Source organism: Alistipes sp. CHKCI003 (genome assembly GCF_900021155.1).
GTDB lineage: Bacteria > Bacteroidota > Bacteroidia > Bacteroidales > Rikenellaceae > Alistipes > Alistipes excrementavium.
Genome location: NZ_FCNT01000052.1, coordinates 23,883 through 41,525, shown reverse-complemented (window position 1 = coordinate 41,525; position 17,643 = coordinate 23,883). Strand labels below are relative to the sequence as shown.

Sequence of the window (17,643 nt, the reverse complement as noted above, 5' to 3'; positions counted from 1 at the left end):
CGGGAGGCACCTTCCTCCGCCTCGCAAGGCCGAAGCGCTCCGACCGCCGGTGCGACAAAATATACGACCGTCAATGTATCATTGCAGAAAAAACGACCGATGAAACGACTATTCCGCATCGCAGCGCTGCTGCTGCCCGCACTGGCCGCGGCACAGGCGCCGGACGAAGAGGCGATCTTCGACCGGACCACGCAGGCCTCTTCGCCCTACTACTACCCCAACCTGTTGATCCGCTACAATGCGGGCGACACGACGCTCACCGTCGACGACTACCGCTACCTCTACTACGGCTACGCCTTCCGCGACGAGTACAAGCCCCTGTCGACCAACGACGACCTCGACCGCACGCTGCTGGTGGCCGCGCGTCTCGATCCGGACAAACCCCGCGTCGAGGACCTCGAAGCCCTCATCATGTCGGGCACGGCGGCCCTCGAACGGGATCCCTTCAGCCCGAAGCTGCTCAACCTGATGGCCTACGCCTACGGCGCTCTGGGCAACAAGGAGCAGGAGACGGCCTACTACGACCGCATGCAGAAGGTCGTCGCCGCGATCAAATCGACGGGCGACGCACTGACGCAGCGCACGCCGCAGCACATCCTGATGTTCGACCATGCGCTCGACGTGATGACGGCCGACGGTCTGATCCCGGGCAAAAGCCGCATCGTGAGCCGCACGACGGAGTACGTGCCGCTGCTCGAAGCGAAGCAGATCGACGGCCGCAAGGTCAAGGGGCTCTATTTCGATTACAGCCGCATTTACCGCAACAAGCCCGAAGGCTACACCTTCAAGCGCGAGCGGACGTGGCAGTTCAACAACCTCAAACCGCGCGAATACAAATGATGAAACGCATCCCGAAGACGAAAACGCAAACCCTCCGGGCGGTGTGCGCACCGCGATCCGCCCGAATCCGCGGCCGGCGCCGCCTTCCCGGCAGAGCCGCGGGATTCGTGCTGCTCGCGCTCCTGCTGCTCGCAGGCGCCTCCTGCACCTCGGACGACAGACCCTCCGTCGAACCGCCCGCACCCGTCGGCCGCAACCATACGATCATGGTCTATCTCACGGGCACCTCGCTCCTGCGGTTCTACACGCAAAACATCGAGGGCATGTGCAATGCGGTGGACGCGGCGATGCTCGCCGAAAACCGGATCGTCGTCTGCTACCAGCCGACGGACCGGAGTTCGGCTCTCATGCAGGAGGTCCGCTACGATGCCGACCGGGGAAAGGGCGTGCTCGAAACGCTGAAGACGATCAGTCCCTTCGAAGCCTCCGATCCGGAAGACGTGGCGCAGATGTTCGCCTGCATGCAGGCCGCGGCGCCGGCCGACACCTACGGCATCATCATCGGCTGCCACGGCAAAGCGTGGGTGCCGGCCTCCAGCGGCACGCTCCGCATCCACGGCAAAAACCTCTGCGGCGACTACTGGACGCCGGCCGACGGGGCGCTGCCCACGCGATCGTTCGGCGACGCGCAGCACGAACTCGACATCGCCGAACTGGCCGCGGTCCTCGAAGGACTCGCGACGCGGCCCGAATACCTGATCTTCGACGCCTGCTTCATGGCCAACATCGAGACCCTCTACGACCTGCGCCGCAGCGCCGACTACATCGTCGCTTCGCCCTGCGAAGTGATGGGCATCGGCTTCCCCTACGACCAGTTCGTTCCCGCCCTGCTTTCGGATGCGGACGCCGCCTCGAAGATGCGGCAGACGTGCGAAAACTTCTACGACTACTACGACGCGCAGTCGGGCTACTACCGCTCGGGCTGCATCTCGATGACCGTTACCGCGCAGCTCGACGCGCTGGCCGGGGTCATGCGCCGCATCAACGCCGCGCCCCGACGCGACTACGACCCTCGGCAGCTTCAGATCTACGAAGCGCTGTCGTCGCCCCTGCTGTTCGATTTCGGACACTACGTAAACTCCGTGTGCGACGATCCGGCCCTGCTCGCGGATTTCGAAGCGCAGATGGCGCTCGCCTTTCCCGCGGAGTGCCGGCTGCATACCGAATCGTTCTACTCGGCCTACAACCAACGGTTGAATCCCATCGTCTATTACACGGGCGTCTCCATCAGCGAACCGTCCGAAGTATATACCGAAGAGAACAAGCGGACGAGCTGGTACCGGGCGACGCACTGACCGGCACAGCGGGAACCCGCAATCCGGAACAGGAAACGCCCGGCGCTGCCATAGCTGCCGGGCGTTTCCTGTTTGCAACCCCGTTTTCGCATCTCGGCACAGGCCGAACGGCACCCGGTTCCGCACCCGGCTTTTCGGAAACGGCCGCTTCGGTCGGGAATGTCCGCCCGTTCCCGGACATTCCCGACCGAAACTCGGATTGCGCCCGCCTTACCGGAAACGCTTCGCACCTGCGTGCCGAGGCGTCAGAACCGCACCATGAACTCCACGACCAATTTATCCTGTTCGGAAACGGCCGGAACTGCGGACGCCCGGTAGAAATAGGCTTCGTAGTTGAGCCGGATATCGGCCCGAAACGGCAGCCCCAATCCGAAGGTCAGGCCGCCCGTGATGCGGTGGCGGGCCGGATCGTCCGCATGGAGCACTCCGTCGCTGCCGAACGTGCCGTCGCTGTGGTCCGAAAGGTAATCGTACCGCAGGAGCACCGAAATGCGGTTCAGGATCCGTTTCACGGGGAAATCGCGGCAGACGAACGCATCGACCGCATTGACCCCGGGGAAGGCTCCGCCGGCATAGTTCTTCCGCAGATATTCCGCCTCGACGTGCCAGCGGCCGTCGTCGTAAAAAACGCCCGCGTCGTACATGCAGACATCCACCGCCTCGGGCCGCACCTTCTGAAAACCGAGCGTGAGGTTGACCCGTTCGGCGAACCACGCCTGCCCCTTGATCGAATAGTTGAACCGCCCGGTCCAGAAATCCTTCTGCTCCGTAAGTCCCGAACCGTTGAACAGGCCCCCTTCGATCACGACGGGAATCTCCCCGCCGAACGACCAGCCGAGCGTGGCCCCCACATCGCGGACGTTGCCGGCCTGCTTGGCGATGAACGAACGGTTGGCGAAGTACTGCTCGTGGGGCGAACGGTGGGCGTCGATCGTGAACGGCACACGCATCTGGCCGATGGTGAAGCGCAACCTGCTCCGCAGCATGTCGAGCCGCACATAGGCGTCGAGCATCCGGATCGACCCTTCGTCCGAAAGGTCGATCTCGGCCTTGTAATCCACGACGGGCGTAACGCTGCCCGAAAGGCCGAAACGGGCGTTGCGCACCTCGAAACGCCCCTTGTCGATGTCGGGCTGGTATTCGAACTTCGCGCGGACCGTACCGTTGATCCGCACGGAAAATGCCGATTCCGGTCCGGCGGAAAGAGCGTCCGGCCGCTTCACCCCGCCCTGCCCCGCACTCTTTCCGAAGACCTCAGAAGGCAGACGTCCTCCCGCCGGAAGCGAATCGCCCCCCGCCCTGCCCCCGGCAGAAACCGAGTATTCCACAGCCTCCGCAACGTCCTCCGCTCCGCTCGCATCGGAAGACGGACACGGCGCGCAACTCGATTCCGCACCCGCTCCGCACGCAGCGGAAACGGCACGGCCCTCACCGGCGGTTCCGTGCGACACGAGCTCTGCGACGGCAGGATCGTCGGGACGGAACGCCGCGGCGGATACGGCGGAAAAATACGGACCGGCCTCAGGCGCAGGTCGCGCAGCGGCAATAAAAGAGCTCCCGAGGAGCGAAACGAGGAGCATGCAGCGTGTCGTCATTCGATAACATCATGCGGTGAACGCTGCAAAAGAACGGCTTTCGTTTTACAGCCCGATGACACATACATTACATTTCGATGAAATCCGGCACGGCGGAGGCACAGCAGAGACGCAACAAAGGCACGGCAAGGACACAGCAGAAGCGCAGCAGAGACACAGCAGAGGTACAACGGGGGCACAACAAAGGCGCGGCAGCCCCGAATGCAAATACAGACGGCGCTCCGGTCTCCCCGTACCGCAAAAAATCATCGTCCGGTCGGGAATCTTCCCGACCGGACGCAATCCTGAAAACCGGCCTTTGCGAAAAGTCCTTTTATCGTTCCAGCCGCCCGGGCCGAAACGGGCCGGACAGCAGTCCGGACGAAACGGACCGGAAAAAACGGACCGGACGGCAATCCGGACGGCAATCCGGACAGTAGCGGCGCTCCCTATTCGTACTGCCCCGACTTGAGCCGTTCGACCTCCTCGCGCGTGAGGAAGCGCCATGCGCCGCGTTTGAGGTTCTTCTTCGTGAGACCGGCGTAATAGACGCGGTCGAGCTTCTGGACCGTATAGCCCAGATGTTCGAAGATACGGCGCACGATGCGGTTGCGGCCCGAGTGGATCTCGATGCCGATCTCCTTGCGGTCGTCCTTGACATAGGCGATCTCGTCGGCATGTATTTCGCCGTCTTCGAGCGTGATGCCCTCGGCGATGGCCTCCATATCGGCCCGTTCGAGCGCCTTGTCGAGCGTTACCTGATAGATTTTCTTCTTCCGGTAGGAAGGGTGCGTCAGCTGGCGCGTGAGATCGCCGTCGTTGGTGAAGAGCAGCAGCCCGACGCTGTTCTTGTCGAGACGGCCCACGGGATAGATGCGCTCCGTACAGGCCCCCTTCACCAGTTCCATCACGGTCTTGTCCGCATGCGGATCGTCGAGCGTCGTTACATACCCTTTCGGCTTGTTGAGCACGAGGTACACCTTCTTCTCGCCCTGCACGCGGCTGTCGTTGAACCTCACCTCGTCGTTCGGCATCACTTTCGTTCCCAGCTCGGTAACGATCCTACCGTTGACCGAGACGAGTCCGGCCTGAATGAAGTCGTCGGCTTCGCGGCGCGAGCAGATGCCCGACTGGGCGATGTAGCGGTTCAGGCGCATCTCGCCGATCTGTTTGCCGGGGTTGTAGCGCGGATAGTCGCCCGCAGGCTTGTCGCTGCGTCTGAATCCCTTCCGAGGTTTGCCGCACGAAGGCTTGCCGCCGAATTTCTCGGGTGCGCCGCATCCGCGCTTCTCCCCGTAGGCGGGTCGGTCGCCATAACCGCGGCCGCGGTCGCCCGGAGCCGGACGATCGCCGTAGCGCTTCGGGCCCGATTTCCGGTCGCCGGAACCGCTCTTCGCACCGTAAGCGGGTTTGTCTGCATAGCTGCGTCCGCGCTCCCCGTAAGCGGGACGACCCTCGGAGCCGCGTGCCGGACGCCCGGACTGCACCGGACGATTGTCCGCCGTGAAATTGGGATTGTACGACGCACGGCCGCGGTAGGACGATCGCCCCGAGTCGGCGGCATCACGCTGCGGACGCGGGCCACGCTCGACGCGCTCCGTCGCAGCCGCAGCCGTGCGCACCCGTCTGTCGCGTCCGAAACGCGAAAGGGCATCCGTCGAGTCGTTCTTGAAATCTTTCATAATAAAATAATCGTAAGTTGCGGCAAAGGTAATGCATTTTTTCGGATGCGGGTCCATTCCCGCACCCGATTTCGGGAGAAAAGTCCGCGGACGGCACATTTTTGCCGAATTAGCCGTATCTTTGCCGCCGTACATGACCATGAACCGCGAAATCCTGCGAATCGCAGTCCCGAACATCGTATCGAACATCACGGTGCCGCTGATGGGCATCGTGAGTACGGCCATTGCGGGACACTGGGGCACGGACTCGGCCGCGACGATCGGATCGCTCGCCATCGGCGTCTCGATCTTCAACTTCATCTACTGGAACTGCTCGTTCGTGCGCATGGGCACCAGCGGCCTCACGGCTCAGGCCTTCGGCGCGGGCAACTTCCGCGAATGCACCAACATGCTGGCCCGCGCGATCGCCGTGGCGCTCCTGCTGGGCCTGCTGATCCTCATGCTGCAATACCCGTTGGGCGAGGCGGCCCTGTGGGCCATGAACGGCAGCCAGATGACGCGCGACTACTACTATACCCGCATCTGGGCCGTACCGGCAGGCATCCTGCTCTTCGGGCTCAACGGCTGGTACAACGGCATGCAGAACGCCGTGATCCCGATGTGTACGGCCGTTACGGTCAACATCGTCCACATGTCGTGCAGCCTTTGGTTCGCGTTCCGCATGGACATGGGAATCGTCGGGATCGCCTACGGTTCGGTCATCGCCCAATGGACGGGCGTGGCGTTGTCGGTCGTACTGCTGAGGATCTTCTACCGCAAAAAAATCACCCGCATCGACTGGCGCGAGGTGGTGGACCTCAAGCCTCTGCGCGCGTTCTTCGCCGTCAACCGCGACATCATCCTGCGGACGCTCTGCATCGTGGCCGTCTACACGTTCTTCACGGGCGCCTCGGCCCGCATGGACGATCCGGCGATGCTGGCCGTCAACACGCTGCTGCTGGAGCTTTTCACGCTCTTCTCCTACATGAACGACGGTTTCGCCTACGCGGCCGAAGCGCTCACGGGCCGCTTCATCGGAGCGCGCGACGAAAGGTCGCTGCGCGACTGTCTGCGCAAGTGCATCCTGTGGGGCATGGTCGTGTCGGTCGTATTCGTCGGGCTGTACGTCGGCTGGTGGCGCGAGCTGGTCGGCATCTTCGTAGAGCCCGATGCCCCCAACGCCGCGGCCATCGTCACCCTCGCAGGTCGCTACATCGGCTGGATCATCGCCATCCCGCTCGCCAGCGCCATGCCCTTCATCATGGACGGCATCATGGTCGGCGCCACCCACTCGCGCATCATGCGCAATTCGATGTTCTGCTCCACGGCGGCCTATTTCGCCATTTACTACGGGCTTTACGGCTGGATCGGCAACAATGCCCTCTGGCTCGCTTTCACGCTCTACATGTTCCTGCGCGGCATCCTGCAATTCTTCATGACCGACCGCCTGCGCGCGATCTACGCCAAGGCCCGCTGACGCGGGAGCCGGACGCTCCCCGTTTTATCACGGGCGCCCCGCGAAATGCCATTTCGCCATGCCGCCCTGTCCGCGAGCCGCCGCCCCTCCGAGCCGGTGCGAAGCACCTCTGGCCCGGCCCCGCGCATGCCGCGCATCGTCGGTACCGGAACCGGCGCACAGCCACCGCAAACATTCGCAACCGACCGCAGGATCGTTTCCCGGCACACAGACAGCCGATATTCCGCACATCGGATTAGAGCTCTCCGTCCCGTTCTCCGAAGGAGCTTCCCGACCGGCTCCCGGCTAACTCACGGAGGACCTCACGGCAGGGCGCAGAGCGCAATCCCCCGAAAGCGAAATAAAAACGGAAGCTCCGGCATGTATTTCCGCCATCCGAGAACCGCATATTCGGAATCGCTCCCGGACAGGAGCACGCACAAAAAGAGGGTGTCCGCAACTTGCCGGACACCCTCTTCCCGCACCGGGTACGACCGGTCTACTGAGCCTGAATCTGCTGGAGCAGTTCGTTGTATTTGTTGTACTTCTCCATCATCCCCTCCTCGTCGCGCAGGCGGAAGCTGATGGATTTCAGATAATCGACCGTATTGAGATCGTTCGGCTTGATCTCCAGCGCCTTCTCGAACCACGGAATCGCCTCGGCGTAGACCGCGTTGATGACTTTCTGCTCCTCGTCGTAGGCAGCCTTGCCCGTCCACGGCTTATTGTTCAGCTCCTCGTTCATGGCGTTGCCCTTCTCGACATAGAAATAACCCGTCCAGAAATAGCCGTCGAACACGTCGGGGGCCAGCTCGGCGACCTTTTTGAACGCCACGATGCACTCGTCGTTATTCTTCAGAGCCGCATAGATCCGTCCGAGGCCGAACCACATATCCACATTGTCGGGGTCTTCCGCGATGGCGGCGTCGAAGCGCGAAATCAGGTCGGCGGGATCGCCCAGCCCCTCTTCCGAGGTATAGAGCGACATCAGACCGTCAAGGATGCGCTGGCTCTTGGGATATTTGTCCAGACCGGTCAGCAACGTCTGCTTGGCCTTTTGCAGATTGGCCGGATCGGCGTCTTTCTGGCCGTAGTAGCAATAGAAAAGATAGTAGTAGCTGAGCCCCTCTTCGCCTTCGTAGCCCTCCTCGATGGCCTTTTCGAGGTACTCGGCGCCCTTGGCGAACGAGGCGGGATCCTTCGATCCGTTGACCGTTTCGAGATAGCCCGCATAGTAGAGCAGCTCGGGATCGGCACCTCCGTAGGCGGGTACCGCCTGCGCCGCATAAGCCAGACCGAACGCATCGGCCGCAGCCTTGAAGTCGCCCAGTTCGAGGTTCACGTTGCCCTCCTGCGAGCAGAAATCGCTGATCTGCTTCAGACCCGCTTTCACCCTGTCGGCCGATTTGGGATCGAGCTCGTAAGCCTTCGCATAGGACTCGATCGCGGTCTCCACCAAACCGTCGGCCACGCGCTGCGTCAGCTTCCATGCAGCGATCTTGCCGTCCAGCACATAGGCGCGGAAATAGGGATAGACCCATACTTCGTAGGTCTTCGTATTTCCCTCTTCGCCGAGCGTCTCCTGCTCCTTCGACACGGGTTCGCCGACGGTGAGCCGCATCATCTGCGCCTCCATATTAGCGAAGAGACTTTTCGTCGGTTCGGCCGCAGCCTCGTAGTAGGCCTTGCCGCGGTTGATCCACGTAGAGGCTTTGGCCCCCTTCTTCGCATTGGCGACATCGGCATCGCTCTTGGCGATTTTCGCCAGCAGCGCCTCCTTATTGACCTTCTGCGCTTCGGCGGCGGGTGCGGCCAGCACCAGAGCCGCAGCAACCATCAAAATCAATCGTTTCATAGTAAAAAATTAAAGGTTTTATTTAGCTGTTTCGTTCATTCGTCGCTTCCGGCCGGCCGCTCCGGCTTTCCGGCTTCGGGCTCCTCCGTCGCAGCAGGCGCTCCGTCCGCCGGTGCGGCGGCGGTGTCGTCGGCCGGAGTCGTCGTCGCCCCGTCCGACTGCGCGGCACCGGTTTCGTCCGCCGCCGCAGCCGTCTCCTCCTCTTCCGAGCGGGGCACGGCCATCACCGAGGCGATGGCATCGCCCTCGCGCAGGTTGATGATGCGCACGCCCTGCGTCGCACGGCCCGCGACGCGGATCTGCGACACGGCCGTGCGGATCGTCAGACCCGAGCGGTTGATAATCATCAGATCGTTGTCGTCCGTTACGGCCTGAATGGAGATGAGTTTGCCCGTCTTCTCCGTAACGTTGATCGTCTTCACGCCCTTGCCGCCGCGGTTGGTGATGCGGTATTCCTCCAGATCGGTCCGCTTGCCGTAGCCGTTCTCGCTCAGCACCAGCACCTCCTGCTTCGAATCGGGTTCCACACAGATCATGCCGACCACCTCGTCGCCTTCGTCGATCGAAATGCCGCGCACGCCGGCGCCGACACGCCCGATCGGACGCACCGTACTCTCGTTGAAACGGATCGCCTTGCCTTCGCGGGCCGCGAGCATCACCTCGGCGCGGCCGCTGGTGAGCTTGGCCTCGATCAGCTGGTCGCCCTCGCGGATCACGATGGCGTTCACGCCGCTCTGGCGCGGACGCGAGTAGGCTTCGAGCCGGGTTTTCTTGATCGTACCGTCCTTCGTGCACATGATGATGTAGTTGTCGTTCACGTAGTCGGCATCGTCGAGGCGCTTCACGTTGATGTAGGCGCGCACCTTGTCGTCGGACTCGATCTGGATGACGTTCTGGATGGCGCGGCCCTTCGACGAACGCGCCCCCTCGGGAATCTCGTAGACCTTGAGCCAATAGCAGCGGCCCTTCTCCGTGAAGAAGAGCATCGTGTTGTGCATCGTGGCCACGTAGATGTGTTCGATGAAGTCTTCGTCGCGCGTGGCGCTTCCCTTCACGCCCACGCCGCCGCGGTTCTGCGTGCGGTATTCGGCCAACGGAGTACGTTTGATGTATCCCATGTGCGAGATGGTGATGACCATGTCGTCGTCGGCGTAGAAATCCTCGGGGTTGAACTCCTCGGAGGCATAGACGATCTCCGAACGGCGTTCGTCGCCGTATTTCTCCTTCATATCGAGCAGCTCCTCCTTGATGATCCGCATCTGCTCGGCGGGCGTTTCGAGCACCTCCCTGAAATAGGCGATCTGCTTCTCCAGTTCGTCGCGTTCGGCCGTGAGCTTGCCGTGTTCGAGCCCCGTGAGGGCGCGCAGGCGCATCTCGATGATGGCCGAAGCCTGCAAGTCGCTCAGGCCGAAGCGCTCGGTCATCGTCTGCTTGGCCAGATCGGGCGTCTGCGACGAGCGGATGATGCGGATGATCTCCTCGATGTTGTCCTGCGCGATCAACAGACCCAGCACGATGTGCAGCCGCTCCTCGGCCTTGCGCAGATCGAAGCGCGTGCGGCGCACCACGACGTCGTGGCGGTGATCCACGAAATGCCGCACCAGATCGCGCAGGTTGAGCAGCATGGGCCGGCCGTTGACGAGCGCGATGTTGTTCACCGCGAACGAGGTCTGGAGCGGCGTATTCTTGAACAGCGTGTTGAGCACCACGCTCGCCACGGCGTCCTGCTTGAGGATGATGATGATCCGCAGGCCGTTGCGGTCGGACTCGTCGTTGATGTAGGAGATACCCTCGATCTTCTTCTCGTTGATCATGTCGGCGATCTTCTTGATCATCTCCGCCTTGTTGATCATGTAGGGAATCTCCGTTACGACGATGCACTCGCGGCCGCTGGCCGTGTGCTCGATTTCGGTCTTCGCGCGCATCACCACGCGGCCGCGGCCCGTGAGCAGCGCTTCGCGGACGCCTTCGTAGCCGTAGATGATGCCGCCCGTGGGGAAGTCGGGCCCCTTCACATAGCGCAGCAGCTCCTCGCACTCGATCTCGGGGTTGTCCACATAGGCGCAGCAGGCGTCGACCACCTCGCCGAGGTTGTGCGGCGCCATGTTGGTCGCCATACCGACGGCGATGCCGCTCGCGCCGTTGACCAGCAGAAGCGGAATTTTCGTCGGCAGCACCGTGGGTTCGGGGATCGTATCGTCGAAGTTGAGCGTCCAGTCGACCGTCTCCTTGTCGATGTCGGCCATCACCTCGTCGGTGATCTTCTTCATGCGGGCCTCGGTGTAACGCATCGCCGCAGGCGAGTCGCCGTCCATCGAACCGAAGTTGCCCTGTCCGTCGACCAGCGGATAACGCATCGACCACTCCTGCGCCAGACGCACCATGGCGTCGTAGACCGAGGCGTCGCCGTGGGGGTGGAACTTACCGAGCACGTCGCCGACGATACGGGCCGACTTACGGGTCGGCTTGTCCGAGTAGAGATTGAGCTCGGCGCTCATATCGTAGAGAATACGGCGGTGCACGGGCTTCAGACCGTCGCGCACGTCGGGCAGCGCGCGGGAGACGATGACCGACATCGAATAGTCGATGTACGCCGTTTTCATCTGTTCTTCGATATTGATGGGAATGATACGCCCCACCAGACCGGCATTTTTTTCTTCTTCAGTTAGCATTTCCGTCTTGGGATTACATCTGTTTTAACGAACAAAAATACGATTTTTTTCCGTTTTGAGCAACTCCCGCGCTGGAAAAATCGCATCCGCCGGGCGGATTTCCCGGTCGGGCCCCCGTTATTGCCCCTTTTCCGCCGATCTGAAGGCTTTTTTCCGGTCGCCCGACCGGTGGTCGGGGCCGAGGCCCGGAGACGATGGCGGAAAAACATTCCGGACAACGACCGAAGCCGCAAAACGCCCGCCGGCCCCGGGCGGGGAGGCGCTCCGAAGCATCTGCGGCGCACTGCCGGCGGCCCTGATTCGGCAGGCTGCGGCGGGCACAGTCCGCCGGACGGATACGTCCCGCAGCTCCGGCCCGCACCGGGACAGCCACGAAACCGGACGACGGGCAGCACAGCCGCCGAACACGACGAGATTTCCGACGAGACAAGCGCAGTCGCTCGGGAATCACGGGGGCGGGGAGACGGCCGCAAGGCACACGTCCGGCGCCGGCACATACGACAACCGACGCCGGACGAGGCATGACAACGTCGGACGAACCGACAGGGCGAACGAAGACGGAGCGGGAGGACGAGAAAAAATGGAAGCGCCGCCGAGCCGCGCTTCCCTTGGAAATACCCCGATCGGGCCGACAACGCTCTGCCTCCCTCAGCCCTTGCACCGATGCGCCGGACGCACCAGCCACAAGACGAGCCATGAGGCAAGCAACGTAGCCAGCAGACTGCACGAGAGACCCAAATCGGTGTCCGCACCGGTCGTCCGGCACAGAGCGTTCATGCCACCGCTCGTAAGAACTGCGAACAGCACGAGGAGCCAACCCGCCTCGATCCGACGGCCGTCAAAGGGTTGTTCCGTATGTTTCGCACGCCGTCGTTCGCCGTAGAAGCAGACAAGCGGGATGGCCGGAGGAAAGGGAAACAACACGAACGAGATGAGCAGGGAACCGACTCCGATCCGTTTATGCGCATAGGCGCAGATGGCATACACGATTCCCGTCAGGTAGATCAGGCCTTGAAAAAGCACGAAGAAAAATAGCATAGAAGTATTCATAATCCATTGTATTATCATTCGGTCGTCATATTATCCTCCGTATCGCAGCAGTCGTATGCGGCTCCAGCAAGAATCAGCGTATTGCAAATTCCGCCCATCCAACTGCACGCCACATCGTCCAAAGGCCGTTCCGCCATAGCGTCCTTCCGCTCCTTATATTCCCGTTTCACACAATCCACATAACACTCCCCCTCTTTTCTCGCACGAGTCTCATACGAAACAATTACATCAGAAAGCCGATCTGTTGCATCATATATAAAAGCACCTAAGAATTCGGAATCATCATCCGCATCATCCGTATACAATGCAACTTTATATCCCCCATCCGATAAAACATCAACTTTCATTATAAAATTGATTTCCAAAGTACGATTCGGTTTAGTAACGCTCAATAAATACAACGCATTATTATCTACCCGTGTACCATACATATTTTCAATTTGCAGATCGACACCGTATCCATTAAAATTCTCCAATAATACAATGTCTTCTGTTATCGTTTGCAAATCTGAATTGTTTACATTTTGCTCCACTTGTTGCTCTTCACCCTGACATGCACACAATGCCAAAGCAAACAATGTCATAATCTTTTTCATGGCAGTCCGATTAATAAAAAAAACAATAAACGAATTCAATTTTACCACTAAATTTCAATATTTACAGTACATAAAATCATCAAATGAAAATACACCCCTCCTTTCTTTTTGTTAAAAATAATATAAAATTTTATATAATAAAAATTTTATCAAGAAAAAAATACCCAAAAGACGTTTTATCAGATCGATAAATCTTTAGAGAGCACCGATCATCCGAATACCTACCGGAAGTCGATCGTTTCATAGGTGCGGTACTCGGCCGGATCGTATTCCTTCGGCGCCTTGTCCACCGCTTCGAGGCTGCGGACGACGATCCGGATGCGCTCGCCGTCGAAGTCGTATTCGAGCGACAGGGGACGCATCGTCCGCGTATCGAGCGCAACGGTAACGACGCACGGCACCGCCCCCGCTTTCGGCGTGAGCTTCACGGCGGCACGGCCGTCGCGCTCCCACAGCAGTTCGGCCTCGAATTCGTCGTCCACGAAATCGAACGCCCGCGTCGGGTTGTCCAGCAGATTCCGGCTCGCCGCATCCACCCGATCGACCGCCACCTCCCGGCGGCGGTTGTCCACCTCATACCGCACCCGGCCGTCGCCGTAGACCTCGGCATCGCCCAGCCGGAGGTAGTAACTGTCGCCGCCGACCGTATACCGTCCCGCCGCCGACTGTCCGTCGGCTTCGACCGCGAAGGCCGCCGCATAGCGGCCCAGCGACCGGATGCGGTCGGACAGCATGCGCAGCAACTCCGCGGCACGGGAGTGCGCCGCATCGGCTCCGGCAACCGGATCAGCCGCGGAAACCCCGTTCTGCCGCCGGCCTGCCGGTGCCGCAGCGGGCCGCACTCGTTCGGAATACCGCAAACGACCGGGCTCCGCATCGGACAGGATTTCATCCGGCGCGGGAATACGGTCGGCCGCAACGGACAGGATTCCGGCCGAAACGGGAAGGCGGTCCCTCTCCGCAGCAGGCAAAGCGGAGGCGGAAGTCGAAGCCACGGCCGAGAGCGCCGTCATCGAGAGCACCGCCCCACTCAGGAGGCGGCGAAAGGAGTGTGAATTTCGGACGATCGACATAGACAACTATATAATTAACGATACGATAGATATTTCGAACCCTATTTTCGCCGCGGAACGTTCTCTTTCGTAAGCCGTTCCCCCGCCTCGGCAATCTTCGGGCGAAGCCCGGATCGCACCCGGCGCAACGAAACCGCCTCCGAGAATCGAAGATGTTTTTTCGGCGCGGCACAGGCCGGACGAATTCCGGCTTCTCCCGCGCCGCACGGTCCGCAGTCCGCAGCGTCGGAGCTCCGGTCCTGCGCGAGGTGCGGGCGGCAGGCAGCCCCGTCTTTTGCGGAGGCGCGCATCCGCCCGGGGGCTTCGTACAGGCCCCGACCGCCGACCCGAACAGCCAACGTCCGGCCCCCCCGGTCAGAACACGTCGAGCTCCTGCAAGCGGGCTTCGAGCGACGGCAAGTCGTGGTAGAGAATGTCGCGCGGCTTGGCCCCCTCCTGCCGCCCCACGATGCCGGCACGTTCGAGCTGCATCATGATGCGGCCCGCACGGTTGAAGCCCACCTCGTAGTTGCGCTGGATCATCGACGTGGAGATCGAACCGCCCGACACGGCCGAGCGGGCGATCTCGGCGAAGAGCGAATCGTATTTCACGGGCGCTCCGCTCTCGCCGCCCGCGGGCGCTTCGCTGCCCGTCTCGGGCGTGTAGTCCGGCAACGGATAAGGCTCGGTGTAGCCCTGCTGCTTGGAAATGTAGTCCACGATCCGTTCCACTTCGCGCGTTTCGACCAGCGCACACTGGATGCGGGTCAGCTCCCCGTCCTTCGAAAAGAGCATGTCGCCGCGGCCGATGAGCTGATTGGCCCCGGGCTGGTCGATGATCGTGCGCGAGTCGATCATCTGCATCACGCGGAAAGCGATACGCGCCGGGAAGTTGGCTTTGATGCCGCCCGTGATGACCTTCACGTCGGGGCGCTGCGTGGCGATGATGAGGTGGATGCCGATGGCGCGCGCCTTCTGCGCCAGACGCATCACGGGCCCCTCGACCTCGCGGGCCGTCATGATGAGGTCGGCGAACTCGTCGACCACCACCACGATATAGGGCAGATAGCGGTGCCCGTTCTGGGGATTCAGCCGGCGCGAGACGAACTTCTCGTTGTATTCGGCGATGTTGCGTGCTCCGGCCTTCTTGCAGAGTTCCAGACGGTTGTCCATCTCGGTGCAAAGCGAATTGAGCGTATAGACCGCTTTCTTCGGATCGGTGATGATCGCCTCCTCTTCGGACTCCATCTTGGCGAGGAAATGACGCTCGATCTTGGCATAGAGCGAGAACTCGACCATCTTGGGGTCGATCATCACGAATTTGAGCTGCGCCGGGTGTTTCTTGTAGAGCAGCGACGTGATGATCGCATTCAGCCCCACGGACTTGCCCTGCCCCGTGGCACCCGCCACGAGCAGGTGGGGCATCTTCGCCAGATCGAAGACGTAGTTCTCGTTCTGGATCGTGCGGCCGATCACCACGGGCAGTTCGGCCCTCGACTCCTGAAAGCGCATCGACCGCACGGCGGAATACATCGACACCACCTGCTTGTCGCGGTTGGGGACCTCGATGCCGATGGTTCCCTTGCCCGGGATCGGCGCGATGATGCGGATGCCGAGCGCCTTCAGGCTTTGGGCGATGTCGTTTTCGAGCCCCTGTATCTTCGAAATCTTGACCCCCTGCGCCTGCACGATCTCGTAGAGCGTAACGGTAGGCCCGACCGTAGCCTTGATCCGCTGTATGGGTATATTGAAATATTTGAGCGTCTCTTCGATGCGGGACTTGTTCTCGTAGATCTCCTCGTCGCTCACCTCCGAATCGGATTGATAGTCCTCCAGCAGGCTCACGGGCGGACGGCGGTAGTTCACGAGGTCTTTGAGCGGATCGTAGGCTTCGGTCGTGATCTTGCGCTCGTCGACCAGTGCGGCCCGGCGCTCCTCGACCGTAATCACAATGCCCGAGCCGTCCGCAGCAGCCGCAGCGTCCGAAGGTCGCCCGGCCGCCGCAGCTCCGGCTACGGGGAGTGCCTGCGCCGTTCCGGCCGCCCCCGCCTCGCCGAGCGTCAACTCCGTCAGTCCTTCGGCCGCCGCATGCACAGCAGTCCCTCCGCGCCCGGCATCCCCGCCGGAACCGCATTGTCCGCCGGCATCCGCCCCGCCGAGCGTCAACTCCGTCAGCCCTTCGGCCGCCGCATGCACAGCAGCCCGTTCGCGCGCCGCTCCGGCGGACGCGAGGGCCGTCTCGCCCCCGCCTTCGTCGAGGAGTATTTCCGTCAGCCCCTCCTCCGGCCCGGCATCCTTCAGCCCCGAAAGCAGCCGTTCGGCGACCACAGGGTCCACACCGGATTGCGAGGCCGCAGGCGCCGCCGCCCCTTCGTCCGAAAGATCGAGTTCGATCAGTCCGTCGCTGCCCATCACGACCCGGCCCCGAGCCGGCGCGGCCGGCATCTCCGCATTTCGGGAGGTTGCTCCTCCATCCGTCGTCAACACCACGAAGGGATCGTCCTCTCCGGTCGCCGCCGGCCTCAGGGGGCGCCCCCCCCTCGGCTCCGCCGTCTCCATCGCAGGTTTCTCGATCTCGACGGGCACTCCCGTCCGCCCCGCCGCCCCGAAACGAGCCGCCGTCGCAGACGAAGCAGGCGAAACGGCATCCGCCGTCGCAGCCTCCTCCGCAGACCGAGCCGCAGCCGGACGACCGAGCGCCGCACCTTCGGTCCCGGCCTGCCCGAAGCGCCGGCGGTCGGCGTCGTCGTCGCCGGGCGATGCCGCCGCCGGACGGACCGTCTCCCCGACCGCCCCGGACCTTTGCCGGACGGCGCTTGCACAGGTCTGCCCGTCCGTAGCATCCGCCCCCTCCGCTCCGTCGCCGCGAGAGTGGGTCGGCACGACCCGGTGTTTGACGATCTCCACGATCCGGCCGCCCTTGTCGACCACGGCGTTGCCGGCCGAATTGACCGTATTGATGAAATTGCGGTTGATGAACACGCCCGTCAGAATCCACCCGCCGAGCAGCACGAGCGCCGTACCCACGGCGCCGATCCCTTCGTCCAGCATCCGCGCCGCCTCGATGCCGAGGGCGCCGCCCCAACCGCTGCTGGCGATGAGGTTGAACTTGTCGCCGAATACGAATCCCAGCGTCAGCGACCCGAGGATCATGATGAGGAAAAGACTGAGAATCGAATGGTTAAGCATCAGCGGCTTGCGACGGATGATCCGCACCCCGACGAGCATCAGCATCACCGGCAGCAGGATGCCGAACAAACCGAATCCGCGTCCGGCGATCAACTCGCCGAGCCACGCTCCGGAGCGGCCGCACAGGTTCTCGACCGAACCGTCGAAGCGCGGGTCCTCGGCACCGACGCCCTGCAGCACGCTCAGGTCGCTGCGCCAGCAGAGGAAGTAGAAGAGGACGGAAGACGTGATGTAAAGCCCTGCGAAAAAGAGCACGAGCCCTGCGATCCAACGGGCGCTGTCGCCGTTGGTGCGCTGCACGTTCCGCTTCCTGCTCGGGGGTGTCGTATGTTCGGATGCCATCGTGTCGGAGAAAATACGCTTGATAAATCAAGCGAAGGTACGGATTTTTTTTCAGAATACG

11 protein-coding genes are annotated in these 17,643 nt (G+C 61.9%); 3 read left to right on the top strand and 8 right to left on the bottom strand.

What is annotated here, in order from left to right:
• Positions 1-99 precede the first annotated feature (99 nt).
• Positions 100-840, top strand: coding sequence for a DUF4919 domain-containing protein (locus BN3659_RS06510; protein ID WP_091535473.1), 741 nt, complete (start codon positions 100-102; stop codon positions 838-840).
• Positions 837-2,135, top strand: coding sequence for a clostripain-related cysteine peptidase (locus tag BN3659_RS06505; RefSeq protein ID WP_091535472.1), 1,299 nt, complete (start codon positions 837-839; stop codon positions 2,133-2,135). Before BN3659_RS06510 ends, BN3659_RS06505 begins: the two co-directional genes overlap by 4 nt.
• Before the next feature lie 245 nt (positions 2,136-2,380).
• On the opposite strand, the gene BN3659_RS06500 is transcribed toward BN3659_RS06505, so the two are convergent.
• Positions 2,381-3,310: a porin gene (locus BN3659_RS06500; protein WP_224757858.1), complete on the bottom strand. Its 930-nt coding sequence runs from the start codon at positions 3,308-3,310 to the stop codon at positions 2,381-2,383.
• 848 nt (positions 3,311-4,158) lie between these two features.
• Entirely contained in the window at positions 4,159-5,391 is a 1,233-nt protein-coding gene (locus BN3659_RS06495) for a pseudouridine synthase (RefSeq protein ID WP_091535606.1), read from the bottom strand.
• A gap of 133 nt (positions 5,392-5,524) precedes the next feature.
• Here BN3659_RS06495 and BN3659_RS06490 point away from each other — a divergent pair, with 133 nt between their 5' ends.
• Positions 5,525-6,847 (top strand): MATE family efflux transporter, encoded by a 1,323-nt coding sequence (locus tag BN3659_RS06490; protein WP_091535470.1) that lies wholly within the window; start codon positions 5,525-5,527, stop codon positions 6,845-6,847.
• 478 nt (positions 6,848-7,325) lie between these two features.
• Here BN3659_RS06490 and BN3659_RS06485 read toward each other — a convergent pair whose 3' ends face one another.
• From BN3659_RS06485 to BN3659_RS06460, 6 genes are all read right to left on the bottom strand, one after another.
• Positions 7,326-8,681: a tetratricopeptide repeat protein gene (locus BN3659_RS06485; protein WP_091535469.1), complete on the bottom strand. Its 1,356-nt coding sequence runs from the start codon at positions 8,679-8,681 to the stop codon at positions 7,326-7,328.
• A 35-nt stretch (positions 8,682-8,716) separates the two neighbouring features.
• A complete protein-coding gene (gene gyrA, locus BN3659_RS06480; RefSeq protein WP_091535464.1) occupies positions 8,717-11,353 on the bottom strand; it encodes a DNA gyrase subunit A in 2,637 nt (878 codons plus the stop codon).
• A gap of 648 nt (positions 11,354-12,001) precedes the next feature.
• Entirely contained in the window at positions 12,002-12,403 is a 402-nt protein-coding gene (locus BN3659_RS06475) for a hypothetical protein (RefSeq protein WP_141682522.1), read from the bottom strand.
• 14 nt (positions 12,404-12,417) lie between these two features.
• On the bottom strand, positions 12,418-12,999 hold the full coding sequence (locus tag BN3659_RS06470) for a hypothetical protein (protein ID WP_091535462.1): 582 nt from the start codon (positions 12,997-12,999) through the stop codon (positions 12,418-12,420).
• Positions 13,000-13,220: 221 nt separating this feature from the next.
• The gene (locus BN3659_RS13480) at positions 13,221-14,072 is read right to left on the bottom strand and encodes a hypothetical protein (protein WP_253181068.1); all 852 of its coding nucleotides are present in this window, start codon (positions 14,070-14,072) and stop codon (positions 13,221-13,223) included.
• A gap of 354 nt (positions 14,073-14,426) precedes the next feature.
• The gene (locus tag BN3659_RS06460) at positions 14,427-17,582 is read right to left on the bottom strand and encodes a DNA translocase FtsK (RefSeq protein WP_091535461.1); all 3,156 of its coding nucleotides are present in this window, start codon (positions 17,580-17,582) and stop codon (positions 14,427-14,429) included.
• Between the last annotated feature and the right edge of the window lie 61 nt (positions 17,583-17,643).